Origin of the sequence: Salmonella sp. SJTUF15581, assembly GCF_043356775.1 — a bacterium.
GTDB lineage: Bacteria > Pseudomonadota > Gammaproteobacteria > Enterobacterales > Enterobacteriaceae > Salmonella > Salmonella enterica.
Genome location: NZ_JBEUJY010000005.1, coordinates 93,942 through 117,407 on the forward strand (window position 1 = coordinate 93,942; position 23,466 = coordinate 117,407).

21 protein-coding genes and 2 pseudogenes are annotated in these 23,466 nt (G+C 49.3%); 12 read left to right on the forward strand and 11 right to left on the reverse strand.

From position 1 onward, the window contains the following. Window positions 1-111 precede the first annotated feature (111 nt). Window positions 112-693 carry a DNA-3-methyladenine glycosylase I gene (tag, locus tag ABVN36_RS11115; RefSeq protein ID WP_001188416.1) on the forward strand — a complete coding sequence of 194 codons (582 nt, stop codon included), beginning with the start codon at window positions 112-114 and terminating at the stop codon, window positions 691-693. Beyond that, entirely contained in the window at window positions 671-1,111 is a 441-nt protein-coding gene (locus tag ABVN36_RS11120; RefSeq protein ID WP_000619902.1) for an N-acetyltransferase, read from the forward strand. Before tag ends, ABVN36_RS11120 begins: the two co-directional genes overlap by 23 nt. On the opposite strand, the gene ABVN36_RS11125 is transcribed toward ABVN36_RS11120, so the two are convergent. After that, window positions 1,080-3,413, reverse strand: a complete 2,334-nt coding sequence (locus ABVN36_RS11125; protein WP_023138207.1) for a molybdopterin guanine dinucleotide-containing S/N-oxide reductase — start codon at window positions 3,411-3,413, stop codon at window positions 1,080-1,082. The genes ABVN36_RS11120 and ABVN36_RS11125 overlap by 32 nt on opposite strands. 152 nt (window positions 3,414-3,565) lie before the next feature. Here ABVN36_RS11125 and ABVN36_RS11130 point away from each other — a divergent pair, with 152 nt between their 5' ends. Both ABVN36_RS11130 and ghrB read left to right on the forward strand, forming a co-directional pair. Beyond that, on the forward strand, window positions 3,566-4,228 hold the full coding sequence (locus ABVN36_RS11130) for an OmpA family lipoprotein (protein WP_000747548.1): 663 nt from the start codon (window positions 3,566-3,568) through the stop codon (window positions 4,226-4,228). 229 nt (window positions 4,229-4,457) lie between these two features. Continuing rightward, window positions 4,458-5,432: a glyoxylate/hydroxypyruvate reductase GhrB gene (ghrB, locus tag ABVN36_RS11135; RefSeq protein ID WP_023138208.1), complete on the forward strand. Its 975-nt coding sequence runs from the start codon at window positions 4,458-4,460 to the stop codon at window positions 5,430-5,432. Window positions 5,433-5,481: 49 nt separating this feature from the next. Here ghrB and ABVN36_RS11140 read toward each other — a convergent pair whose 3' ends face one another. Beyond that, window positions 5,482-6,192, reverse strand: coding sequence for a DUF3053 domain-containing protein (locus ABVN36_RS11140; RefSeq protein ID WP_023138209.1), 711 nt, complete (start codon window positions 6,190-6,192; stop codon window positions 5,482-5,484). Window positions 6,193-6,630: 438 nt separating this feature from the next. Here ABVN36_RS11140 and ABVN36_RS11145 point away from each other — a divergent pair, with 438 nt between their 5' ends. From ABVN36_RS11145 to cueP, 3 genes are all read left to right on the forward strand, one after another. Then, entirely contained in the window at window positions 6,631-6,921 is a 291-nt protein-coding gene (locus tag ABVN36_RS11145) for an HTH-type transcriptional regulator (protein ID WP_000455790.1), read from the forward strand. 287 nt (window positions 6,922-7,208) lie between these two features. Then, a complete protein-coding gene (cspA, locus tag ABVN36_RS11150; protein WP_000014594.1) occupies window positions 7,209-7,421 on the forward strand; it encodes an RNA chaperone/antiterminator CspA in 213 nt (70 codons plus the stop codon). A gap of 172 nt (window positions 7,422-7,593) precedes the next feature. Beyond that, window positions 7,594-8,133, forward strand: coding sequence for a copper-binding periplasmic metallochaperone CueP (gene cueP / locus ABVN36_RS11155; RefSeq protein ID WP_000047148.1), 540 nt, complete (start codon window positions 7,594-7,596; stop codon window positions 8,131-8,133). Between the two features lie 370 nt (window positions 8,134-8,503). Here cueP and ABVN36_RS11160 read toward each other — a convergent pair whose 3' ends face one another. After that, the gene (locus ABVN36_RS11160) at window positions 8,504-8,989 is read right to left on the reverse strand and encodes a GNAT family N-acetyltransferase (RefSeq protein ID WP_023138210.1); all 486 of its coding nucleotides are present in this window, start codon (window positions 8,987-8,989) and stop codon (window positions 8,504-8,506) included. Further along, window positions 8,977-9,264 (reverse strand): DUF1778 domain-containing protein, encoded by a 288-nt coding sequence (locus ABVN36_RS11165; RefSeq protein ID WP_000965889.1) that lies wholly within the window; start codon window positions 9,262-9,264, stop codon window positions 8,977-8,979. The genes ABVN36_RS11160 and ABVN36_RS11165 overlap by 13 nt, the downstream gene beginning before the upstream one ends. 211 nt (window positions 9,265-9,475) lie before the next feature. Here ABVN36_RS11165 and ABVN36_RS11170 point away from each other — a divergent pair, with 211 nt between their 5' ends. The 4 genes and pseudogenes from ABVN36_RS11170 (at window position 9,476) to ABVN36_RS11185 (ending at window position 14,284) form a co-directional block, all read left to right on the forward strand. Further along, a complete protein-coding gene (locus ABVN36_RS11170; RefSeq protein WP_023138211.1) occupies window positions 9,476-9,721 on the forward strand; it encodes a hypothetical protein in 246 nt (81 codons plus the stop codon). Window positions 9,722-9,777: 56 nt separating this feature from the next. Continuing rightward, window positions 9,778-10,401, forward strand: a complete 624-nt coding sequence (locus ABVN36_RS11175; protein WP_000082043.1) for a hypothetical protein — start codon at window positions 9,778-9,780, stop codon at window positions 10,399-10,401. A 240-nt stretch (window positions 10,402-10,641) separates the two neighbouring features. Then, window positions 10,642-10,979, forward strand: a pseudogene (locus ABVN36_RS11180) (tyrosine-type recombinase/integrase); the annotation flags it as partial. Window positions 10,980-11,032: 53 nt separating this feature from the next. Continuing rightward, window positions 11,033-14,284, forward strand: a complete 3,252-nt coding sequence (locus ABVN36_RS11185; RefSeq protein WP_112324591.1) for a hypothetical protein — start codon at window positions 11,033-11,035, stop codon at window positions 14,282-14,284. A gap of 267 nt (window positions 14,285-14,551) precedes the next feature. Here ABVN36_RS11185 and ABVN36_RS11190 read toward each other — a convergent pair. The 4 genes and pseudogenes from ABVN36_RS11190 to ABVN36_RS11205 all read right to left on the reverse strand — a co-directional run. Beyond that, window positions 14,552-14,953: pseudogene (locus ABVN36_RS11190) on the reverse strand (transposase); the annotation flags it as partial. 260 nt (window positions 14,954-15,213) lie between these two features. Then, complete coding sequence (glyS, locus tag ABVN36_RS11195; protein ID WP_001291738.1) at window positions 15,214-17,283, reverse strand: glycine--tRNA ligase subunit beta; 2,070 nt, start codon at window positions 17,281-17,283, stop codon at window positions 15,214-15,216. A gap of 9 nt (window positions 17,284-17,292) precedes the next feature. Next, the gene (glyQ, locus tag ABVN36_RS11200; protein ID WP_023138212.1) at window positions 17,293-18,204 is read right to left on the reverse strand and encodes a glycine--tRNA ligase subunit alpha; all 912 of its coding nucleotides are present in this window, start codon (window positions 18,202-18,204) and stop codon (window positions 17,293-17,295) included. 138 nt (window positions 18,205-18,342) lie between these two features. After that, a complete protein-coding gene (locus ABVN36_RS11205; RefSeq protein WP_000605592.1) occupies window positions 18,343-18,645 on the reverse strand; it encodes a YsaB family lipoprotein in 303 nt (100 codons plus the stop codon). Between the two features lie 165 nt (window positions 18,646-18,810). On the opposite strand from ABVN36_RS11205, the gene ABVN36_RS11210 reads away from it, so the two are divergent. Next, window positions 18,811-19,806: an acyltransferase gene (locus ABVN36_RS11210; protein ID WP_001182583.1), complete on the forward strand. Its 996-nt coding sequence runs from the start codon at window positions 18,811-18,813 to the stop codon at window positions 19,804-19,806. A gap of 22 nt (window positions 19,807-19,828) precedes the next feature. Here ABVN36_RS11210 and ABVN36_RS11215 read toward each other — a convergent pair whose 3' ends face one another. The 3 genes from ABVN36_RS11215 to xylA all read right to left on the reverse strand — a co-directional run bounded on the left by ABVN36_RS11215 (window position 19,829) and on the right by xylA (window position 23,233). Further along, entirely contained in the window at window positions 19,829-20,182 is a 354-nt protein-coding gene (locus ABVN36_RS11215; RefSeq protein WP_000340935.1) for a YiaA/YiaB family protein, read from the reverse strand. 174 nt (window positions 20,183-20,356) lie between these two features. Continuing rightward, a complete protein-coding gene (gene xylB, locus ABVN36_RS11220; protein WP_000275322.1) occupies window positions 20,357-21,811 on the reverse strand; it encodes a xylulokinase in 1,455 nt (484 codons plus the stop codon). 99 nt (window positions 21,812-21,910) lie between these two features. Next, window positions 21,911-23,233 (reverse strand): xylose isomerase, encoded by a 1,323-nt coding sequence (xylA, locus tag ABVN36_RS11225; protein WP_023138213.1) that lies wholly within the window; start codon window positions 23,231-23,233, stop codon window positions 21,911-21,913. Window positions 23,234-23,466: the final 233 nt, after the last annotated feature.

A 23,466-nucleotide genomic window follows, 5' to 3' on the forward strand; every position in this document is an offset into this window, starting at 1 on the left:
TTGAATGAAGGATGTCGGGCATCAGCCCTGTATTAACTATTGTCCTTTTAGCGGGCCCGTCAAGGCGGGTTGAAGGAAATTTTCGCGGTAACCACAATAACGAGGAAGTCTATGCAGCGTTGCGACTGGGTCAGCCAGGACCCCCTTTATATTGCCTATCATGATAACGAGTGGGGCGTACCGGAAACTGACAGCAGAAAGCTGTTTGAAATGATCTGTCTTGAAGGTCAACAGGCCGGTTTATCCTGGATCACCGTGCTTAAAAAGAGGGAGAACTACCGCGCCTGTTTTCATCAGTTTGACCCGGTACGCATCGCAGCTATGCAGGAGGAAGATGTTGAACGCCTGCTGCAGAACACGGGCATCATACGACATCGCGGTAAAATTCAGGCCATTATCAGTAACGCCCGCGCCTGGCTTGCGATGGAGCAAAACGGCGAGTCTTTCGCCGATTTTGTCTGGTCATTCGTTGATGGCCAGCCGCAGATCACCCAGGCGGCCAGCCTGGATGAGATTCCTACCTCAACACCTGCGTCCGATGCGCTTGCTAAGGCATTGAAAAAACGCGGTTTCAAGTTTGTCGGTACGACTATCTGTTACTCCTTTATGCAGGCGTGCGGACTGGTCAACGACCATATTACCGGCTGTTTTTGCCATCCGGGAGAAAAACATGATTCGCAAATCCCAGAGTGAAGACATGGCGTCTATTCTGGCGCTGTGGATGAAAAGTACCATTTATGCCCATCCCTTTATCGAAGAACGTTACTGGCACGAGAGCGAAGCAATTGTACGCGACGTCTATTTACCCGCCGCGCAAACCTGGGTATGGGAGGAAAATGGACAACTGAAAGGCTTCGTCAGCGTACTGGAAGCCCGTTTTGTCGGGGCGCTGTTTGTCGCCCCCGACGCGTTAAGACACGGCATTGGCAAAGCGCTTCTGGAATATGTCCAGCAACGTTTTCCTCTGCTGAGCCTTGAGGTTTACCAGAAAAATCAATCCGCCGTAAACTTCTACCATGCGCTTGGTTTTCGTATTGAAGATAGCGCCTGGCAGGAGGATACCGCCCACCCCACCTGGATTATGAGTTGGCAGGCGGATCAAACGCCGTAAGCGGTAGCGCCGGGCCGGTATATTTCTCAAACCAGACCAGCGCGGTGTTGCCCGCACAACCGTTCCCCAGCCGGGAACTGGGAAGATCTTTTGTCAGGACGTTTACCGCGCCGTTTTTGCATATGCCGCCTGCGGTAGGTTCAGGGTCCGGCCATGCGCCTTCGTGAATACAGATCACGCCAGGCCGAATTCCGTCGGTAACGACCGCGCCCGCCAGAACCTGCCCGCGATGATTCCAGACGCGTACCGTATCGCCATCGACGATTCCGCGCGTTGTCGCATCCTGCGGATGAATCGTCACCGGTTCGCGTCCGGCTACCGCATACCGCTCCCGTAATGAACTGTAGTTGAGCTGGCTATGCAGACGATGCGCCGGATGCGCGGAAAGTAGCTGAACCTGCCCCGCATCGGCGTTCCCGTGCCACTCATCCGGCACCAGCCACATCGGATGACCGGGACAATCCGCGTAACCATAGCTGGCAATACGCGTAGAATAGATTTCGATTTTGCCGCTGGCCGTTTTTAGCGGATGGTTATCAGGATCGCGGCGAAAATCCGCGAAGCGCACAAACTGCGCGTTGGCGGGATTTTCCGGCATCTCCAGTAAACGGTTAGCCTGCCAGAATGCGGCAAACGGCGGCAGCGTCACCCCCTGGCTGGCGCCACGCTGGGCGGCAATATTGTAGAAAGTCTCCAGCCACGCCAGCTCGCTTTTTCCTTCGGTGAACCGAGCGTAACCGCCGACTTCCCACCGTTCGCTCAGTTCAGCAAAAACGTCAAAATCATTCCGCGCCTCCCACCGGGGCGACACGACCTGCTTCATCGGCGCCAAATGCTGATTGCTATAGTCGCCGGTCATGGTTAAATCGTTGCGCTCATAGCTGGTGGTCGCAGGCAGAACAATATCCGCGTGTTTCGCGGCGGCCGTCCAGAAACATTCCGAGATAACGACCAGTTCCGGTTTTTGCCACGCGCGAATCAGACGGTTGGTATCCTGATGATGGGTAAAGTTCGCGCCGCCCGCCCACCAGATAAAACGAATATCCGGGAAGCGGCGATCCATCCCATTGTGTTGGTAAAACCCACCGGGGTTTTCCAGCGCCTCGACAATACGCGCCACCGGTATTTTATCTACCGCATCGACCCCGCCAGGGATGCTTCCCTGCATCGAGGCTAACACGGCGGCGCGGCGCGTCGGGTTTCCGCCGTTAGCAAAATGATAAGAAAAACCAAACCCGCCGCCAGGCGTACCAATTTGCCCCAGCATTGCGGCCAGCGTAACGATCATCCAGTGCTTTTGCTCGCCGAACTGCTGACGCTGCATTCCCCAACCGGCCATCAACATGGTGGTGTGATGATGAAATATTTCCGCCAGTTCGCGGATTTTCACCGCAGAAACGCCGCAAATTTCCGCCGCCCATTCCGCTGTTTTGGCCGTACCGTCGGTCTTGCCCAAAAGATAGTCGGCGAAACGGTCATAACCCGTCGTGCAGCGGGCAAGGAACGCTTCATCCTGCCAACCGTTTTCCACCAGCGTATGGGCGATTCCCAACATTAACGCCACATCGGTGCCCATATGCGGGGCGATCCACTCCATCTTATCGCCAAAAAAGTCGACGCTTTCCGATCGCATTGGATCGATGCAGATCAGGCGTTTGCCGCTTTGTCGCAACGCCGCAAAATAGTCGAGCCCCTGCTCATCCGAGGCATTCCAGGCAATTTTCAGAGTATTCAGCGGGTTCGCGCTCCAGAGCACCACCACCTCGCTGTGTTCCAGCACCACCGGCCAGCTAGTCTGCTGCTGGTAAACCTCGTTACCACCCACCACATAAGGCATGATAGCCTGCGCCGCGCCGGTGGAATAATCGCCAAGATGGCCGGTATACCCTCCCGCCAGCGCCATGTAACGCTGCAATAGCGTAGCCGCTTTATGCAATACGCCGTTCGAACGCCAACCGTAGGAGCCAGCGAAGATGGACGATGGTCCATAACTTTCGCGAATACGTTTGTGCTGAGCGTGGATCAGATCCAGCGCGTCATCCCAACTTACGCGAACAAACTCATCCTGCCCGCGTATGCCTTGCGGCTTATCGGGAGAAGCCAGGAACCCTTTACGCACCATCGGGAAGCGAACCCGCGTTTTACTGTGCACCTGGTCATGCACAACGGTTTGCAGGGAGTTTTGGTGTACCGTCGGGAGTTCGCCATACGAGGCAAAAATGCGTTCTCCGTCGGTTTCAACGCGGACTGGCCCCCAGTGTGCGGCGGTCAATACCGAATGACGCGATGGTGCGTGGGTCAAGGTTCGCTCCTGAATTATTGGGATTATTTATTTTGCCGATCAATGTTACTTACAAATTTCAGAGTTTTCCCTGGAATTTTCTTCATGTGCAGACGTCATAATCAACCGCCACGGTCGCTGTGGTAAAAATAAAAAAGTGATAAGGATTTAAGATGAAAAAACGTGTATTTGTGATTGCTGCCATCGTGAGCGGCGCCCTGGCAGTATCTGGCTGCACAACAAACCCTTACACCGGCGAACGCGAAGCAGGTAAATCCGGCATTGGCGCGGGTATTGGATCGCTGGTCGGCGCAGGCATCGGCGCACTCTCCTCCTCCAAAAAAGATCGCGGTAAAGGCGCGCTGATTGGCGCGGCAGCTGGCGCGGCGCTGGGCGGCGGCGTGGGTTACTACATGGACGTACAGGAAGCGAAACTGCGTGACAAAATGCGGGGCACAGGCGTTAGCGTGACGCGAAGCGGCGATAATATCATTCTGAATATGCCGAATAATGTCACCTTCGACAGCAGCAGCGCGACGCTGAAACCGGCAGGCGCTAACACGCTGACCGGCGTGGCGATGGTGCTGAAAGAGTATCCCAAGACCGCCGTCAATGTGGTGGGCTACACCGACAGTACCGGTAGCCACGATCTGAATATGCGTCTGTCGCAGCAGCGAGCTGACTCCGTCGCCAGCTCGCTGATCACCCAGGGCGTCGACGCCAGCCGTATCCGTACCAGCGGAATGGGTCCGGCGAACCCGATCGCCAGCAACAGTACGGCAGAAGGTAAGGCGCAAAACCGCCGCGTCGAAATTACCTTGAGTCCATTGCAGTAAACTACCGTACCGGGTAAAGCGGTATGCTTTACCCGGCCTGCATTACTCCCTCGCCATTCCCTCGCCAAACCGGATACATCGCGCATTACTCGGTATTCATTCATTATTTACCACGACACGGCTGCCGACAGCGGGGAAATTGGCTGGTCGATGATGGCTAAACGGGTTAATAATAAGCCTGTTCCGGTTGGCGCATGCCGCGCTTACCTTTTGATTTACGGAGAGTCGCATGAAGCCGTCCATCATTCTCTACAAAACCCTGCCTGATGATTTGCTGCATCGCCTGGAGGCGCATTTTACCGTCACCCAGGTACCGAACCTGCATCCGGAAACGGTAGCGCGACACGCGCAGGCATTTGCCAGCGCGCAAGGCCTTCTGGGCGCCAGCGAAACCGTTAACCGCGCGCTGCTGGAAAAAATGCCGGCGCTACGCGCGGCGTCGACCATCTCGGTGGGATACGATAATGTCGAGGTGGACGCCCTTACTGCCCGCAAAATAGTCCTGATGCACACGCCTGCCGTTTTGACGGAAACCGTTGCCGATACGGTGATGGCGTTGATGCTGGCCACTGCCCGCCGCGTGATGGACGTCGCAGAACGGGTTAAAGCGGGTGAATGGACAGAAAGCATTGGCCCGGCGTGGTTTGGCGTCGATGTCCATCACAAAACACTCGGTATCGTTGGGATGGGGCGTATCGGGATGGCGCTGGCGCAGCGAGCGCACTTTGGGTTTACCATGCCGGTTCTCTATCACGCCCGTCGGCGGCATCAGGAGGCGGAAGACCGGTTTAACGCCCGCTACTGCGATCTGGATACGTTGTTGCAGGAGGCTGATTTTGTCTGCGTGATCCTGCCGCTAACGGCAGAAACGCGACATCTGTTTGGCGCAACACAGTTTGCCAGAATGAAATCGTCCGCCATTTTTATTAATGCCGGACGCGGCCCGGTGGTCGATGAAAACGCGCTGATTGCCGCGCTGCAAAACGGTGAAATATATGCGGCAGGTCTGGATGTCTTTGAACATGAACCGCTATCCGTGGATTCCCCCCTGCTGAACATGTCTAATGTCGTCGCGGTGCCGCATATTGGCTCGGCAACGCATGAGACGCGTTACAACATGATGGCCTGTGCGGTGGATAATTTGATTGATGCGCTGCAGGGAAAAATAGAGAAGAACTGCGTCAATCCGCAGGCGGCGGGATAACGCTACAGGCCCGATAAGCGCTGGCTTGCGCTTATCGGGCAGACTGTCATTACTGAGTCGCGTTTACCGCCGCCGTCCAGGCCTGATTAAACGCCTGATGCTGCGAGGCCAACGGCCCAATCAGCGCATTATATTGGCTGGCCTGCTGTGAGGTCGGGAACTGAATGCCGTTCGCGACAAAGCTCACCTGCTCGCCCTGTTGCGCAATATAATCGCCCACTTGTACCAACTGCTGCGTAAAGATCTGCGCCGCCGGGATCAGCGGCTGCAAAGCATCTGCCGGCACGGTGACCACTTTTTTGTAGACCTGATCAAACACAGGCTTCAGGTCATCGGCCTGCTTTAACTCGCCATGCGCGGCATCAGCCTGCAGTTTTGCATTCTGCAACTGTTGCGCCAGCACGCCTAACGAACCATTTGCCTGCCGCAGCGGCTCACGTTGCGTCATATAATCCTGCGGAACGCGGATGGCGTTAACGCTATCGACCACCGGGCGCAGACCGGAATCCATCGCCTGGTTTACCTGCTGCGAGTAGCCATACAGTATCGCGTAATCAGACACGAACGGACCAAACTGTTTTTTCTGATCGGCCGTCAGCGTTGGTAAACGCTCTCCGCTACGCATTGCTGTATTCTGCAGGAAATCGACAAACGCTTTGCGCTGATCGCCTTCTTTATCAAAACACCCGCTCAGGCTAAACACCATTAATAACGCCACAACAGGCGCAAACCAGCGAGAGCAGGACTTACCTGTCGCCATTGTTAATACTCCTTTCACCCAAAAATGCGCACAACGACACCTGCGTGCCTGACGGCTTACAAGGATAGTCCAGGTCAGGCTTGCAGGATACCCTTTCCACGCGATCTTGTAGCGGAAAATTATGTTTATCTGCATCAATGCTTAATTTGTTATTTTATTGTTAATTTTTGGCCTGACACTGCGATAAAAAACGCGGCAAGAAAGCTTTCCAGCGGGGGATGTAATATTTTTTTAATCTTTACAATTATTTTCTGAAAGACGGATATACCTTCCTGGATCAAATTGTTAGCGTCCTAAAAGTCGCGTAGCGTAAGGCATCGAAACGAATCGATAGCGCTTCCTGGCGGCGCGTCGCCCCCCACCCGCAAGTTTCCCGACTATTCTTAAGAGGCTTCGATGCACTTCACGATCCCGCTGTGTGATTTACAGGAGTTCTCAATGGAATATAAAGATCCGATGTTTGAGCTGCTGAGCAGCCTGGAACAAATTGTTTTTAAAGATGAAACGCGAAAGATCACCCTGACGCAAAAACCCAATCCTTTTACCGAATTTGAACAGTTACGGAGAGGGACGGGACTAAAAACAGATGAATTCGCCAGAGCGCTGGGCGTAACGGTTGCCATGGTTCAGGAATGGGAATCGAAACGCGAAAAACCCACGCCAGCAGAGCTTAAATTGATGCGCCTGATACAGGCGAACCCACGCTTAAGTAAGCAATTGATGGAGTAATTTTTACCCCTTTCTGTTTTAACGGTCCTGCGTAAGGACCGTTTTCCCCGCCTGATTCCTGACCTGGAGAAATAAAGTAAAATAAAAGTTGCATCGCCCGGCATTACATGAGTTAATGTGCTCAACGGTTTGACGTACAGACCATTAAAGCAGTTTAGTAAGGCAAGTCCCTTCAAGAGTTATCCATTAGATACCCCTCGTAGTGCGCATTTCCTTAACGCTTAAAAAATCTGTAAAGCACGCCATAACGCCGAAAGGCACACTTATTTTTTAAAAGGTAATACACTATGTCCGGTAAAATGACTGGTATCGTAAAATGGTTCAACGCTGATAAAGGCTTCGGCTTTATTACTCCTGATGACGGTTCTAAAGACGTGTTCGTACACTTCTCCGCTATTCAGAACGATGGTTACAAATCTCTGGACGAAGGTCAGAAAGTTTCCTTCACCATCGAAAGCGGCGCTAAAGGCCCGGCAGCTGGCAACGTAACCAGCCTGTAAGCTTAAAAAGCTCAGAATTTTGAATCCCTGCCTGATGGCGGGGATTTTTTTATTCCAATTCCCCCTCTCCCCCCAGCATAACTTTGCATTACTTTACCCTGTGTCCCTTTGACCTTTCCCTTAGGGGAACCCCTATAGTAGGCAAGGAGATTGTTCACAAGGAATTGAAGTTATGTCGAAATCATCATGGTTATTACTTTTGGGTTTATGCGCCAGCGGCTCCGCGCTTGCGGCATCCTCAGAATCCGCTTTTCTGGCGCAACATGGGCTGGCGGGAAAAACGGTTGAGCAGATCGTGGATACGATTGATCAGACGCCGCAGAGCCGTCCTTTGCCTTACTCCGCGTCGATTACCAGTACCGAGCTCAAATTATCTGACGGAGAGCAGATTTATACGCTACCGTTAGGCGACAAATTCTATCTCTCTTTTGCGCCCTATGAATGGCGGACACACCCCTGTTTTAACCACAGCCTTTCCGGCTGTCAGGGAGAAATGCCGAATAAACCGTTCACTGTAAAAGTGACAGACAGTAAAGGCGCTGTCATCGTACAAAAAGAGATGCAAAGCTATCGAAACGGATTTATCGGTGTTTGGCTACCGCGCAATATGGAAGGGACGCTCGAAGTAAGCTACAACGGTAAAACGGCGTCACATGCCATTGCCACCAGAGATGACAGCCAGACCTGTCTGACGGAATTACCATTACGTTAAAAAAATGCCCGATAACATAATGGGTTATCGGGCCTATAAAACGCCAACAAGATAAAATTAACAGAGTGCCTTGAGAATGCATAACGCCACAAGAATGGCAGAGGTGGGCTCACTTTGTACTGACCCCAAAAACCTGGACAGATTAACCGAGGCATCAGCGAAAGAGTCCATTTAATATATGGGCTCTTTTTTGTTTCTGGCTATAACTAAATAACATTGTCCGCAATCGGATTATCCATTCCGTTGCTTTCTTGCATCACGCGGATTCCTGTCTCATCAATATTTTGTTCGTCGTATTCTTCCTGAATCTAACCTTAGACGTTCTATCAAATTTCGCTTATAGCGATTTGAACGTAACATTCTTTTCATTCTATTGAGGGAGCCTAAGGAACAATGTTCGCTGCTGAGTTTGTGATGATTTGAAACCATGGTGAATGTAGAAATTTTTGGCTTCTTCGGTAAGTGCATGAACCATGATTGCACGTACACCAATATTCTCGGCAACCCGATAGCAACGAAGCACTGCATCATGAAGTAAATCAGCACCAAGCCCTTTTCCATGGGATGAGAGATCGACAGCAAGACGGGCAAGTATAATGACAGGGATGGGATCTGGCATGTTACGCCGAAGGTTGCCTGTCGCTTCTGTATGGTTGACGCTACCGGTGGCCAGAGAGTAAAAACCGGCTACTTGCTTCGTGTCTTTCTTGCACACCACAAATGTTCTGGCCGCTCCGAGAGCCTGGTTTTTGAGGCCCTTTTGCTTCAACCAGTCATCGAGCACAGCTTCACCGCTGACGAACTCAGCGACCTGATGAAAAGCGGACAAAGGTTCTGGTGCTGTTACACGTCCCACTGAGGTTTCCTTGCCAGCAGTTTTTCGATAACGGGATCATCTGCGACCGGTGCATCAAGCAGATTGATGAACTCCTCATATTGCTCATCGTTAAAGTTAAATACACGGCGGTCAAGGATCACATTCTCGGCAGCCCGGCAGGCCGTTTCCAGAATGAAATCTGTACGTGACTTGTGAAGGATTTCCGCAGCTGCATCAATGAGCGCCCGCTGCGATTCCTTAGCTCTAAGGTTAAGTTGAACATCTGATTTCATGAGACACCCCTTGTATAGCATTTGCTTTACAAGAATAGCACAACCACCATGTATAGCAAACGGTATACATCAAGTCGTCGTTTTTCATTTTTTGAATACTGATGTTCGCTTTGTGCTGTGAGTTCAATCGGTCGATATATACTTATTTGCATATACGGAGGTATAAATTATGACCACACGTCGCATGCCTACCCTGACAGCCGAGTAACTTCGCAACATAGCGAGTGAAGCGGTGGCAGACGTAGCACGCCAGAAAATCACCATATCAAAAAGCGCTGTGGGATCTTCGCACAATCTTCAGAGAATGAGCCCCGTCGAATCGAAGGGCAAAGGGGCTGCAATCAGTCCGGTGGCTCGTAAGACACTCAATAATCCAAGCGCTTCAGGCATTCAGAAGTCGCTTGCTGGTTCCGTGCTATCTCAGGCAGAAGCCAAAGGGTATTTCAAAGAAGCTTTTAATAAAGTGCGTAAAGGCTAATAGGCATATGATTCAACGCTCCTCTCAAGTGGGGGGATTTTGGGTGGAAAGGGAACATGTCTCAACCAAAGAAATGGGGGTTTACTGAGCTCGTACAGGACTCAGACGAGCCGGAACAGTTGATCGCATATGCGATGTATAAAGCAGACAAAGATGATCTGGCAATACAATGCCGTGCGAGATTGCTTCCCGAGGCAGACATAGTGGTTGAACTCACCAGTTTCCATGACAGCATAGCTTATTCAGAAAGAAGGCTTCAGGACTATCGTGACAAGGCAAAACGGGCTGTAGATCAGCTGGTAAGCAGTGTAAGTGAGAGGCTCGCAGCCGCATATGATCAGACAATCTCTACGATGACGGATGAGCATCAGATTGACCTGCAGGAAAAATGGAAAAAGTGGGGCGAAGATGCGGCGTTGTACAGTGCTCATCTTACAAAGCCAGTATGGTATACCCGGTTTGGGAAAGGCATTTTGTCGTGGCTCGGTGGCGGGGTATCCGGCCTACTTGCGACCGCGATTTCCACACTCCTGATTGTCGGTGCAGTGTCCCTTTTCACTCCTTCAGTTAGGGATACAGCTCGAGATTCATTGAAAGGTGTAGTTGATACGTTGATCCCAGAAACACCCATTCCAGGCGTGACTGAAACAGTCAAAACAAACAAGCAAACACAGCCCTGATTACAGTGCTTTTTTATGCGCACTTAGTACGCACACTTAAAACGGTGTCACACCCACTTGCCGCAGCGACTTTACGTCAGGTAGCCTATCAATACACATCCTTAGTAATGAGTCCATCAAGCTGATAGGATAACTGCAAACTACGTTCTTCGCTCAAAGTAAACCCTAAGTGCCATGCTTTTCTCCGCTTTTTGCCAGATACGGACATAGAAAACACGATGTTATAAGACTAGCTGCATCTATCCGATCGTATTCATTGGACGTAATGATCGTACTAAGCCGATCTCAAAGGAAAGCATTAATCAGGTAATTGAGTTATTAGGATAAAAAGGAAGGCTGACGGGGCATGGTTTTCGTCACACAATGAGTACCATTCTGCACGAAGAGGATTCAACTCTGCATGGATCGAAACACAGCTTGCATATGTGGATAAGAACGCTGTTCATGGAGCTTACAATCATGCACAGTATTTGGAAGGGAGACAACAGATGATGCAGTGGTATAGTGATTACATAGATAGCTTGTCTAGAAATAAACTTCCGCAATTTTTTCTTCAAAAAAGGCAGTATGAACAATAAATCTAGTTAATGCATACAAAGGTTTATTGTCGATAGCAAGGAGCGTCACAATCATGAATGTACAGGAAACCAAATTTTCATCTAAAGAATTTCTAAGGCGCCGTCGCCCTGAAAAATTTTCTGATTCAACAATCAGAGAGACTGGTACTTTAGATAGAGTAGTACTGGAACACTTCCTCTCTACGCTAAATACAAGAAATCAAGAATTACAATTCGAAGATTTTGCAAAAAAAATATGTGAAAAAATAATTTGCCCTAATCTCCTTGAACAAACTGGTCCTGTAGCAGGGGGGGATGGTAAAACTGACACACAAACATTCCCTGTTTCGGAACAGAATAAGCTTCTTTGGTTCGAAGGTGTTAATGAAGCATCAAATAAAGAACGTTGGGCCTTTGCAGTAAGTACACGTAAAGACTGGAAGAAAAAATGCCATGAAGATGTACTTAAGATAAAAGAAACAGATCGTGGGTATACTAAAATATTTTGCGTAACGAATCAATCTGCAAAATCCAATATTCGTTCAGAGGTTGAGGATACACTAAAAACAAATACTGAAATAGATGTTCGTATATTAGATATTAATTGGCTATTAGATCAAATTTACAAAAATAATTTTGAGCAATTGGCCATTGATTCATTGTCAGTTCCGACACAATATAAAAGAGAGGTTATTTATGGGGAAAATGATTATAAAAAGCATAAGAAATATGAAGAACTAACCGAGTATGTTAGAGAGAAAATTAACCCTGCTGAAATTTCATATGAACAGGTGGATATATTTTTAGAAATTGCAGAGTTAAGCGCTGAACTTGAGAAACCACTAATTGAAACACAAGGTCTGTTTGAAAGAGCCATAAAAATCTCAAAAAAATTCGGGACTAATCAACAATTGCTGGATGCGTATTATCAATACGCCTGGAAGTCTCATTTTTGGATGGAAGATTTTAATCTCTTCGAAGAAAATCTTCAATTTGCATATGAAAGTATTGCATCATCAACTAATTCCTCAAAATGGGAGAAAGTTTTAAATTTAGTAACCGTTCATAAAAGTTATATTAGACTTAACAACGCAACATCTACAATCGATATTGAGAATATTGAACGTAATATGCTCGCTAAACTAGATGAGATAGCTGACGATGAATCACGTCCCAGTAATGCGCTCACAGCGAGAACTCACAAAGCCATTTATAAATTGACAACGTTTTCAGATGTAGAAGATGCTTCGGTTGTATTTGAAGAGTTACATGAAATTTTTAAAAAAAGTGGGAATTTAATAGGCTATCCCTTTGAGAAAAACTTCCAACTTTTGAACGAACTAGATGACATTTTTTCCGATGTAGATGCCTATGAAAATTTATTAGACTATATGACTGAGCAATCTGCTGTTAGAGATGGTGAAGTTAAAGGGGCATTATTAAATCTACGAAGAGGTATAAAGAGACTTCAAAATGGTCACCCTTATCAGGCAATCAAGTATTTAGGAAAATCTTTTATTCCACTCTATAAAGAGGAATCACGGGATAAATTTATATTAGCATTAAAAGCTATTGCTTATGCTTACGAATCCATTGGATTGCTATGGAGTTCACGTTCATGCTTGCTTCTATCCGCTTCTTTGATTACAGATAACTTCTGGAAGTATGATGAGATATCATTAAAGCAGGCTGAGATTTATTATAGTTTATGCCTAACAGAAATAAAACTAGGGAAATTAGCACATGCCCTTTTATGGTATGAACTGTTTTTAATAATTAACGAGAATATCAGTGATAGCTCGTTCGGCGATAAAGAAAATCAGCAAGTCGATTTTTACATAAGTCAACTCATTTTGAACACTGATATAAAGGAAATAAATCAACAGAGTAATATCCCCGATGAACTCGATAGATTAGGCCTTTTTGTATCATCGGGATGTCTTAAATATGCTTTAGGTTATATTGAAGATTTTGAACGTGAGTACGAAGTTACTGCCGATAAAGATCATAATGATTTCTTGCAAAAAATACGTGACTTTGATGCAGGATTTAATAGTAAGGGCATAATAGATAACCATGACAAACGAGGAGTACATACATCTTTTATTTTTGGATGCACCATAGAAATTAACTTTCCGAATCGGTCACCATTTATAGAGTTTTCAACTAATGTTTTATCACTTTTAGAGGGGGCTTTTGCAACCTGTACGATTGACAACGTCCATCTTAAAGAAGCATTTTTAATTATTGAAGTTATAGCGGATGACGATGATGACTTATCCTTATCACATGAAATAAATAGCAATAGTGGAAAACTAAATCTTATAATAAATTGCGCTGGTTTTGATGCAAGTGATTTTAGAATCGAGGCTCAGCAAAAAATCACTAATGAATTCAAGAAATTAGTATTTGATCTTCTCCCTGAATTATTTTTTATAAAAAATACAGAATACATTGAAAAAATGATCTTCGAAGATGCTGCATTCGACAGAGCAATTAGTTTTGGTGCCTGTATCAAATCTATTGAAAATGTTCTTGGAAATGATATTGATCAACAAATTAAGAAAATTTATTCCACCAGTGCTGAAAAGAAAACTTACCCTCTTTTAAGAGATAAATCCTGGGATAGTGAATTTCCGAAAGTGTTGGAGATCGAGGATATAAAAGCTCCAACACTTGGTAAAGGAAGAATGCCTGAAGAGGAACTTAATTCCGAAAATATAACACATAAAGATTATTCCATACAAAGTCTAATCAAACCTCGTCTATGGGATAGAACACGCTGGCAAGGAGTAGGCTTCGCTCAATTAAAATCGCGTTACCCAGGGTTATATCTATTATTTAAACATCCCGATATAGGTGAGGGTATTTTTAAAGATCTTATATCATCAGTAGGCTTGGTAGATAGTAAAGCCAGATTAAGGGTTTGTATTGTCAAGGGTATTTCAGTTAAAAACCCAACTCATTATAGAGTACTAATATCTGAAAATATGATGACAACTCCGTTAACTAAAAGAATGACAATGATCAGTAGAATTAATACGATGACTCCTGATAGCAATGTCAATCTAGAAAGATTTCTTGCTGCATATCAGGCCTGTGGAAAATTCTATCTTGGATGTGATGCGATGTTAAAAAATATTGTTCCTGAGCATCCACAAAGAGATAGTCTAGGGATAGAAATGAGTACGTTAGATGTTAGGTGGGCTTGGGAAATTGGGTTAAATGATGTTGATTGTATTGGGGTTAATTTAAAAGAAGATGACCCCTATATTCCTAATGATGTAGCTGAGATCCCATTATTGCAATTGATAAACAGTAAATAAAATATTTGCCAAGAATACCGCCTCTTAAGGGGCGGGTTTTAAACAAATCTTTAGCCTCTTCACTAATGCTATTAGTGTTATCGCCTTCACAATAAATTGCTGACCTGCTCCTCATTGCTTAACACGCATCGAAGTAAGTATGCATTTCGAACTTCCGTTCCTCGCTCATAGCAGACATTTGCGTGAGCGTATCCACAGACGTTCAGGTTTCCTGATAGCATCCCTGTTCAGACCTTGTTAATTTCTTCCTGGATAGCTCTTTAGGCGCTATTCAACCGGGCTGAGTCCGTTAAATTTAAGGCTAATTCGTCGGGTATTGTAGTATCGTATGTAATCCTCAATAGCTATCTTAAGTTCATCAATATCCTTAAATTTACTGGTGTAAAAACTTTCTGATTTTAAAGTCCCGAAAAAACATTCTGCACAGGCATTATCAAGGCAGTTGCCTTTGCGGGACATACTTTGGATGATGCCAAACTCTCGTAACTGATACTGGTACCATCAATGACGGTATTGCCAGCCCTGATCTGAATGAAGAACCGGATTGGTACCCGCATCAAGTCTGGCAAATGCCTTCATGAGTATGTCATCGATCATCGGCATGGTTGGACGTTCTGAAATACTGTAGGGGATAGCTTCGTTATTGAAGAGATCAATAATGGGTGCAATGCACTTTTGATTTATAGTCAGGTGGGGATTTTCTCTGTCTGCCTTTTGGTGAATACCTGAGACAAACAGTCTCAAGCACCCGCAGCTATTCTAACGCCAATATCCGTACCGCCAGCGTTAATGTATTCCTGAAATATTTTTTGCCAATCAATAGAAATAACCGCGTCTATGAGTTACAGAATTATTAGCGAATCGACTGATACTATTTATGTTATAAAAAAACCTGCCCGAAAGCAGGTTTTTTTTAATTAACTGAACGCTTATTGTAGTAACGAAATATCCGCAACCTGCAGGAACAGTTCGCGTAGTTTCGACAACAGCGTCAGGCGGTTGATACGGATATCTTTCTCTTCCGCGTTAACCATGACATTTTCGAAGAATTCATCCACCGGCGCGCGCAGAGCAGCCAGCTCAATCAACGCTTCCTGATAACGACCATCGGCAAAGTACGGCTGAAGCTTATCACGCAGCACAACCAGATGTCTGGCCAACTCAATTTCCGCCGCTTCTTTCAGTACGGAGGCGTGGACGATATCGTTCAGCGGCTCAGTGGCTTTCGCCAGGATGTTGGAGACGCGCTTGTTCGCCGCCGCCAGCGCAGAGGCTTCTTCCAGGGTGCGGAAATGAGACACCGCTTTCATGCGGGCATCAAAATCTGCCGGACGGGTCGGACGACGCGCCAGTACCGCCTGGATAGTGTCGACGGTGTAACCTTCATCCTGATACCAGGCGCGGAAGCGACCCAGCATAAAGTCGATCACATCATCGACTACGTTGGCGTTGGTCAGCTTGTCGCCATACAGACGCGCCGCTTCTTCGGTCAGCGTTTGCAGATCAAGGTTGAGGTTCTTCTCAACAATGATGCGCAGCACGCCCAGCGCGGCACGACGCAGCGCAAACGGGTCTTTGTCACCTTTCGGATGCTGGCCGATACCGAAGATACCCGCCAGAGTGTCCATCTTATCGGCGATCGCCAGCGCGCAGGCCACCGGGTTAGACGGCAGGTCATCACCGGCAAAGCGCGGCTGATACTGTTCGTTCAGCGCCACGGCCACATCTTCCGCTTCACCATCATGTCGCGCGTAGTGCATCCCCATCACGCCCTGGGTGTCGGTGAACTCGAAGACCATGTTGGTCATCAGGTCGCACTTGGAGAGCAGGCCCGCACGAGTGGCGTGGTTGACGTCAGCGCCAATCTGACCGGCAATCCAGCCCGCCAGCGCCTGAATACGGTCGGTCTTGTCGCGCAGCGTGCCCAGCTGTTGCTGGAACAACACGGTTTGCAGACGCGGCAGATGGTCTTCCAGACGTTTTTTACGGTCGGTATTGAAGAAGAATTCAGCATCTGCCAGACGCGGACGCACCACTTTCTCGTTACCGGAGATAATCTGGGTCGGATCTTTCGACTCGATGTTGGCGACGAAGATAAAGTTCGGCAGCAGCTTGCCCGCGTTGTCATAAACCGGGAAATACTTCTGGTCGCCCTTCATGGTGTACACCAGCGCTTCGGCAGGCACGGCGAGGAATTTCTCTTCAAACTTCGCCGTCAATACCACCGGCCATTCCACCAGCGAGGCCACCTCTTCCAGCAGGCTTTCGCTCAGGTCGGCATTACCGCCAATCTTGCGTGCTGCTTCTTCGGCGTCCGCTTTGATTTTGGCTTTACGCGCTTCGTAGTCCGCAATGACTTTACCGCGCTCCAACAGAATTTGCGGGTACTGGTCAGCATTGTCGATAGTAAACTCCGGCTCCCCCATAAAGCGGTGGCCGCGAATGACGCGGTCAGACTGAATGCCCAGGATGGTTGCCGGAATCACTTTATCGCCCAGCAGCAGGGTCACGGTGTGCACCGGACGCACGAAGTGTACGTCAGACGCGCCCCAGCGCATCAGTTTCGGGATCGGTAGTTTCGCCAGCGAGGTGGCTACCATGTTCGGCACCAGCGCTTCGGTACTTTCGCCCTTCACGTGGGCGCGATACAGCAGCCATTCGCCTTTGTCGGTCTTCAGACGCTCGGCCTGATCAACGGTGATCCCGCAGCCGCGCGCCCAGCCTTCTGCCGCTTTGCTCGGTTTGCCTTCGGCGTCGAACGCCTGAGCAATCGCCGGACCGCGTTTTTCGACTTCGCGATCGGGCTGAGATTCAGCAAGATTCGCCACTTTCAGCGCCAGACGGCGCGGGGCGGCAAACCATTCAACGTTACCGTGCGCGAGGCCGGCGTTATCCAGCTCCGCAGTGAAGTTCGCAGCAAAGGACTCAGCCAAACTGCGCAGTGCTTTTGGTGGCAGCTCTTCAGTGCCGATTTCCACCAGAAAAGTTTTCTCAGACATGGCCGCCTCTTACTTGTCTTTGTTGCACATCGGGAAGCCGAGGGCTTCACGGGAAGCATAATAAGCCTCTGCCACTGCTTTGGTCAGGGTGCGAATACGCAAAATGTAGCGCTGACGTTCGGTGACGGAGATAGCTTTACGCGCATCCAGCAGGTTGAAGCTATGGGCGGCTTTCAGAATACGCTCGTAGGCCGGCAGCGGCAGCGGGTTTTCCAGCGCCAGCAGCTGCTGGGCTTCTTTCTCATACTGCTCAAAGCAGGAGAACAGGAAGTCGACGTCGGCGTATTCGAAGTTATAGGTGGATTGCTCCACTTCGTTCTGATGGAACACGTCGCCGTAGGTGGTTTTACCCAGCGGGCCATCGCTCCAGACCAGATCGTAAACGCTGTCTACGCCCTGAATGTACATGGCCAGACGCTCCAGACCATAGGTGATTTCACCGGTCACCGGCTTACACTCCAGGCCGCCGACCTGCTGGAAGTAGGTGAACTGCGTCACTTCCATGCCGTTCAGCCACACTTCCCAACCCAGACCCCAGGCGCCCAGCGTCGGGTTCTCCCAGTTATCTTCCACGAAACGGATGTCGTGGATGGTCGGGTCCATACCCAGCTCTTTCAGAGAACCGAGGTACAGCTCCTGAATATTCTCCGGAGACGGCTTAATCACTACCTGGAACTGATAGTAGTGCTGTAAGCGGTTCGGGTTTTCGCCGTAGCGGCCATCGGTCGGACGACGAGAAGGCTGCACATAAGCAGTCGCCATCGGCTCTGGCCCCAGCGCGCGCAGGCAGGTCATTGGATGAGAAGTTCCCGCGCCGACTTCCATGTCCAATGGTTGAACAATGGTACAGCCCTGGCGAGCCCAGTAATCCTGTAAGGTCAGGATCAAGCCCTGGAAGGTCCTGGTATCAAACTTTTGCATATTATTTCGTGCTGGATACGTGTGGATTTAAAGGAAGGAGCCAGTATACCCGCTGGATGCGAGATATACAGTATGAAACCGGTTTGTTTAGCGAAAATTGCCGGATTTCGCGGCATCACACCTCACCAGGCGCGGCTTTTACCGCATAGAAAGATGTAAAAACTGCCCATCTGCATCAAAAGAGCAGACAAAACTCTCTTTACGGAAGGTATTACCACGCATCTCATAGCTCCCCTGAAACTGTTCGAAGCCGGTAACAGCAATTTTCTGTGCGCCAGTGTTGTAACGCTGCGCCGCCTGAGCTTTACACAATGCTTCCATATCCAGCGTGCGTGTTGGGCTCACTTTACTCTGCTGGGCTTTTTGCGTCGGTGGCGGTGTCGCTGTGCATCCCACCAGAGCGATGGCTATCATCACAGTACAGAAATACTTCATTATCATTTTTATTACCGTCTGGTTTGCTGGTCAGTCTTATTATTAAGATTTGTGGGTAACAGAAACATTGTGCGAATCTCCTTACGCCATCACAAGATGTAGCGTAGAAAGTCGGATTTTTCCAGTGAGCCACCGCACTGGAACTCTATTCAAACGGAAGCTGAGGAACTGATGCAGCCTAAAATTAACTGGATTGATAACCTGCGAGGGATCGCCTGTTTAATGGTAGTGATGATCCATACTACAACGTGGTACATCACCAACGCCCACAGCGTCAGCCCGCTAAACTGGGATATTGCGAATGTCCTGAATTCGGCTTCGCGCGTTAGCGTTCCCCTGTTTTTTATGATTTCAGGCTATCTTTTTTTTGGCGAGCGCTGCGCGCAACCGCGGCATTTTTTACGTATCGCCCTTTGCCTTATCTTTTACAGCGTTGTCGCCCTGGCTTACATTTCACTTTTTACTTCGATCAACGTCGAGCTTTCGCTAAAAAATGTGCTGCAAAAACCCGTGTTTTACCACCTGTGGTTTTTCTTTGCGATTGCGGTGATCTACCTGGTATCGCCATTAATCCAGGTAAAAAACGTGAGCGGCAAAATGCTCCTGATGCTGATGGTGATCATTGGTATTATTGCTAACCCAAATACTGTGCCGCAAAAAATCGGCGGCGTTGAATGGTTGCCCATCAATCTGTATATCAGCGGCGACACGTTCTACTACATTCTCTACGGTATCCTGGGCCGCGCCATTGGAATGATGGAGACGCAAAAGTCATCGCTGACGCTTATCTGCACTGCCCTGTTCATCATCGCGGTATTTGTTATTTCTCGCGGCACATTGCATGAATTACGCTGGCGCGGAAATTTTGCCGATACCTGGTATCTGTATTGCGGTCCCATGGTGTTTATTTGCGCCGTCTCACTGTTCACGGTAGTTAAAAATAAGCTGAATGCGCGGACGTTACCTGGACTGGGGCTTATCTCCCGCCACTCGTTGGGTATTTATGGTTTCCACGCGCTGATTATCCATGCGCTACGTACTAATGGTCTGGAGTTAAAACGTTGGCCGCCGTTAGACATCGTGTGGGTTTTTGCCGCGACGGTGACAGGAAGCCTGCTACTTTCCATGCTGTTACAGCGTATTGATAAACGGAAATGGGTTAGCTAAACGACAATGATGGCTCCGGCCATCATTCATCATCACTGTAGGAAGCGTAAAGATCGGTTCCATATATACTGACCCCCAGCGCCACCAGACACAGTATTTTCAGCGCGCCCGCCAGCGCCAGGTTAAATACGCCGACCGCGACCATGCCGATGCCAAGCAACAGCAAAGATTTGCAACGAGAAAGCAAGCGGCCATTTCCCGTGTGTTCCTGGCGAATTAAGACTGGAAAACCACACATGACGATTGCCGCAAAAAAATATCCCTTTTCGCTTAATGTATGACAGCCTGGCCACAGTCCCACCAGGTATACCACTGCACCGACAACTAACATTCCCAGGCCGAATATCCGTTTCCTGCGCGCAACGTGATCGTCCATCTCACTCTCCTTGTGGTTGTGTGAGACACATTAAGCGAAGAAATAGCGATGAAAAAGGCGCCTGCTCAGCAATAATATAAAAATCAGAAAACACACATACTTACTTCTATATAATTCAATAGAATTAATATTTACGGGAAATGCCTTTCAGCCAAAACCGAAAGGCATTCTGACTTATGACATCAACGGCAACAGCTGCTGATAGAGTCGACGGAAGGTTTCACGACGTTGTTGATAAACCGCATGACGCTGCGCATCGGGATAATGCGCCTGCTCCAGCGGCAACTGCGGCAATACATCGGCGAGCGGAGTCTGTTTATTCACCGCAATTTGCGCCAGACGCGCCGCGCCCAGCGCTGGCCCCACATCGCCGCCAGTACGATAATCAAGCTGTAGCCCGCTAATATCAGATAGCATCTGACGCCAGTATTCGCTGCGCGCCCCGCCGCCGATAAGCGTCACGCTGGCGGGTTTGACGCCGCAGGCGTGAACCACATCCATACCGTCCGCCAGAGCATATCCCACGCCTTCCAGTACCGCCCGCGCCAGTTCCGCCGGGCCATGCTGATGGGTTAAACCAAAGAAAACGCCTTTTGCCTGCGGATTATTGTGCGGCGTGCGCTCGCCGGACAGGTACGGCAAAAACCAGATCGGATCGGTATGCTCATCCGCCAGCTGCGCGGCGGCAATCAGTGTCGGGACGTTCTTCTGCCCGGTGAGTTTAGCCGCCCAGTCCAGACAAGAGGCGGCGCTCAACATTACAGACATTAAATGCCAGCGTTCCGGCAGCGCATGGCAAAAACTGTGTACTGCGCTCTCCGGTTTACTCAGAAAGCCGTCGCTGACGGCAAAATAGACGCCCGATGTTCCGAGTGAGAGCATCGCCTGTCCGGCATCGATCATTCCTACGCCGACCGCGCCAGCCGCATTGTCGCCGCCGCCCGCCACCACAGGTACTGCTGGCATTCCCCATGCGCTGGCTACCTCTGGCAGCAACGTTCCGGTAATGTCACTCCCTTCAAATAACGCTGGCATCTGCTGTCGGGTTAAATGACAGGCGTTGAGCATAACGTCGCTCCAGTCGCGCTTTTTCACGTCCAGCCACATCGTTCCCGCTGCATCCGACATATCGCTGGCAAAGACGCCCGTCATTCGCAGCCGCAGAAAATCTTTCGGCAGCAGAACTTTGTCTATCTGGCGGAAAATATCCGGTTCGTGGCGCTGCACCCAGACTAATTTGGGCGCGGTAAAACCGGGCATCATCAGATTACCGGTTATCGCACGCGACTGCGGCACCTGTTTTTCCAGCCAGGCGCACTCTTCGCTACAGCGTCCGTCATTCCATAAAATCGCTGGTCGCAGGACCTGCTGACGGCTATCAAGCAATGTCGCGCCATGCATTTGTCCGGCGATGCCCAACGCCCGGACGCCACTTAACGACTGTTGCCGACCTAAACCTTTAACCGCACGATCCGTCGCCTGCCACCACTGCTCTGGTTCCTGTTCCGACCATAAGGGATGCGGACGCGATACGGTCAGTTTTTCAGTATGCGTAGCCAGCACATCGCCCTGCTCATTCAACAGGATAGCTTTTACACCCGATGTACCAAGATCGATCCCGATATACATAGTGTGGGTTCCTTTACTGAAAGCGCCCGGCAGCGCTACGCTTACCGGGCTAATCACGACTACAGGCCGGGCTAACGCGGAGTCGCCCGGTAGATAGGGTTATTTATCAAACAGATAACGGTTAACCAGATTTTCTAACAGCTCCTGATGACCGCTTTGATGTACTGGCGCCAGATTATGCTGCTCCGCATACTGCGCCAGTTCGCCTAAGGAGAGTTGTCCTTTCAGAATCTGCTGCCCCAGCTCGCCATTCCAGCCGGCATAGCGCTTCGCCACGCGTTTATCCAGCTCGCCGTCTTCAACCATACGCGCGGCGATTTTCAGCGACAACGCCATCGTATCCATCGCGCCGATATGACCGTAGAACAGATCGTATTTATCGGTGCTCTGGCGACGAACTTTGGCGTCGAAGTTGAGACCGCCCGTCGTGAATCCGCCCGCTTTCAGGATTTCGTACATCACCAGCGCGTTCTCTTCAACGCTAATCGGGAACTGATCGGTATCCCAGCCCAGTTGCGCATCGCCGCGGTTGGCGTCAACGGAGCCAAAAATACCCAGCGCGATAGCGGTCGCGATTTCATGGTGGAACGAATGGCCCGCCAGCGTCGCGTGGTTCGCCTCAATGTTCACTTTGATCTCTTTTTCCAGGCCGAACTGTTTGAGGAAGCCATAGACCGTTGCAACGTCATAATCATACTGATGTTTTGTCGGTTCCTGCGGTTTCGGTTCAATCAGCAGCGTGCCCTGGAAACCCATTTTATGTTTGTGCTCAACCACCATTTGCATAAAGCGGCCAATCTGTTCGCGTTCCTGGCGCAGATCGGTATTCAGCAACGTTTCATAACCTTCGCGCCCGCCCCACAGCACGTAATTTTCGCCGCCCAGTTTATGCGTGGCGTTCATTGCCGTAACCACTTGCGTCGCTGCCCAGCTAAAGACTTCCGGATCCGGGTTAGTGGCGGCGCCTGCGCCATAGCGCGGGTTGGTAAAGCAGTTCGCCGTTCCCCACAGCAGTTTTACGCCGCTCTGCTCCTGTTTCGCCGCCAGCACATCCACCATCTGCGCGAAGTTGTTTTTATATTCTTTCAACGACGCGCCTTCCGGCGACACATCCACGTCATGGAAGCAATAAAAAGGCACATTCAGTTTGTGGAAAAATTCAAACGCCACGTCCGCTTTGCGTTTCGCCAGCTCCAGCGCTTCGCCCGGTTGCTGCCACGGACGATTAAACGCGCCTACACCAAACATATCCGCGCCGTTCCAGCAGAAGGTATGCCAGTAACAGGCCGCGAAACGCAGGTGATCTTCCATACGTTTACCTAAAACCAGCTCGTCGGGATTGTAATGACGAAATGCCAGCGGGTTAGTCGAGTGAGGGCCTTCATAGCGAACACGATCGAGTTGGTCAAAATAAGCCTGCATAGTGAGCTCCATAATCAGATAAGACGGCAAGTAAACGACATAACGTCATACTGGAATTTCCTGATTTATTGCTCAATTACGTTATTTCACACCGCTATTAAGAGAATCCCCAAATGTGCTCTGGCTCTCAAAAAAACGTTGAAAACCACAGAAGAAAAAAGCGATCGCGATCGAATCCTGGCAAATAAACAAAAAACCGTAATATATAGATAAGAAATGACAATTGTCATCCG

What these genes read in the sequence shown, in the direction of transcription:
- tag (WP_001188416.1), top strand. Translation starts at nt 112, where the DNA reads ATGCAGCGTTGCGACTGGGTCAGCCAGGACCCCCTTTATATTGCCTAT.
- ABVN36_RS11120 (WP_000619902.1), top strand. Translation starts at nt 671, where the DNA reads ATGATTCGCAAATCCCAGAGTGAAGACATGGCGTCTATTCTGGCGCTG.
- ABVN36_RS11130 (WP_000747548.1), top strand. Translation starts at nt 3,566, where the DNA reads ATGAAAAAACGTGTATTTGTGATTGCTGCCATCGTGAGCGGCGCCCTG.
- ghrB (WP_023138208.1), top strand. Translation starts at nt 4,458, where the DNA reads ATGAAGCCGTCCATCATTCTCTACAAAACCCTGCCTGATGATTTGCTG.
- ABVN36_RS11140 (WP_023138209.1), bottom strand. Translation starts at nt 6,192, where the DNA reads ATGGCGACAGGTAAGTCCTGCTCTCGCTGGTTTGCGCCTGTTGTGGCG.
- ABVN36_RS11145 (WP_000455790.1), top strand. Translation starts at nt 6,631, where the DNA reads ATGGAATATAAAGATCCGATGTTTGAGCTGCTGAGCAGCCTGGAACAA.
- cspA (WP_000014594.1), top strand. Translation starts at nt 7,209, where the DNA reads ATGTCCGGTAAAATGACTGGTATCGTAAAATGGTTCAACGCTGATAAA.
- cueP (WP_000047148.1), top strand. Translation starts at nt 7,594, where the DNA reads ATGTCGAAATCATCATGGTTATTACTTTTGGGTTTATGCGCCAGCGGC.
- ABVN36_RS11165 (WP_000965889.1), bottom strand. Translation starts at nt 9,264, where the DNA reads ATGCTATACAAGGGGTGTCTCATGAAATCAGATGTTCAACTTAACCTT.
- ABVN36_RS11175 (WP_000082043.1), top strand. Translation starts at nt 9,778, where the DNA reads ATGTCTCAACCAAAGAAATGGGGGTTTACTGAGCTCGTACAGGACTCA.
- ABVN36_RS11185 (WP_112324591.1), top strand. Translation starts at nt 11,033, where the DNA reads ATGAATGTACAGGAAACCAAATTTTCATCTAAAGAATTTCTAAGGCGC.
- glyS (WP_001291738.1), bottom strand. Translation starts at nt 17,283, where the DNA reads ATGTCTGAGAAAACTTTTCTGGTGGAAATCGGCACTGAAGAGCTGCCA.
- glyQ (WP_023138212.1), bottom strand. Translation starts at nt 18,204, where the DNA reads ATGCAAAAGTTTGATACCAGGACCTTCCAGGGCTTGATCCTGACCTTA.
- ABVN36_RS11205 (WP_000605592.1), bottom strand. Translation starts at nt 18,645, where the DNA reads ATGATAATGAAGTATTTCTGTACTGTGATGATAGCCATCGCTCTGGTG.
- ABVN36_RS11210 (WP_001182583.1), top strand. Translation starts at nt 18,811, where the DNA reads ATGCAGCCTAAAATTAACTGGATTGATAACCTGCGAGGGATCGCCTGT.
- ABVN36_RS11215 (WP_000340935.1), bottom strand. Translation starts at nt 20,182, where the DNA reads ATGGACGATCACGTTGCGCGCAGGAAACGGATATTCGGCCTGGGAATG.
- xylB (WP_000275322.1), bottom strand. Translation starts at nt 21,811, where the DNA reads ATGTATATCGGGATCGATCTTGGTACATCGGGTGTAAAAGCTATCCTG.
- xylA (WP_023138213.1), bottom strand. Translation starts at nt 23,233, where the DNA reads ATGCAGGCTTATTTTGACCAACTCGATCGTGTTCGCTATGAAGGCCCT.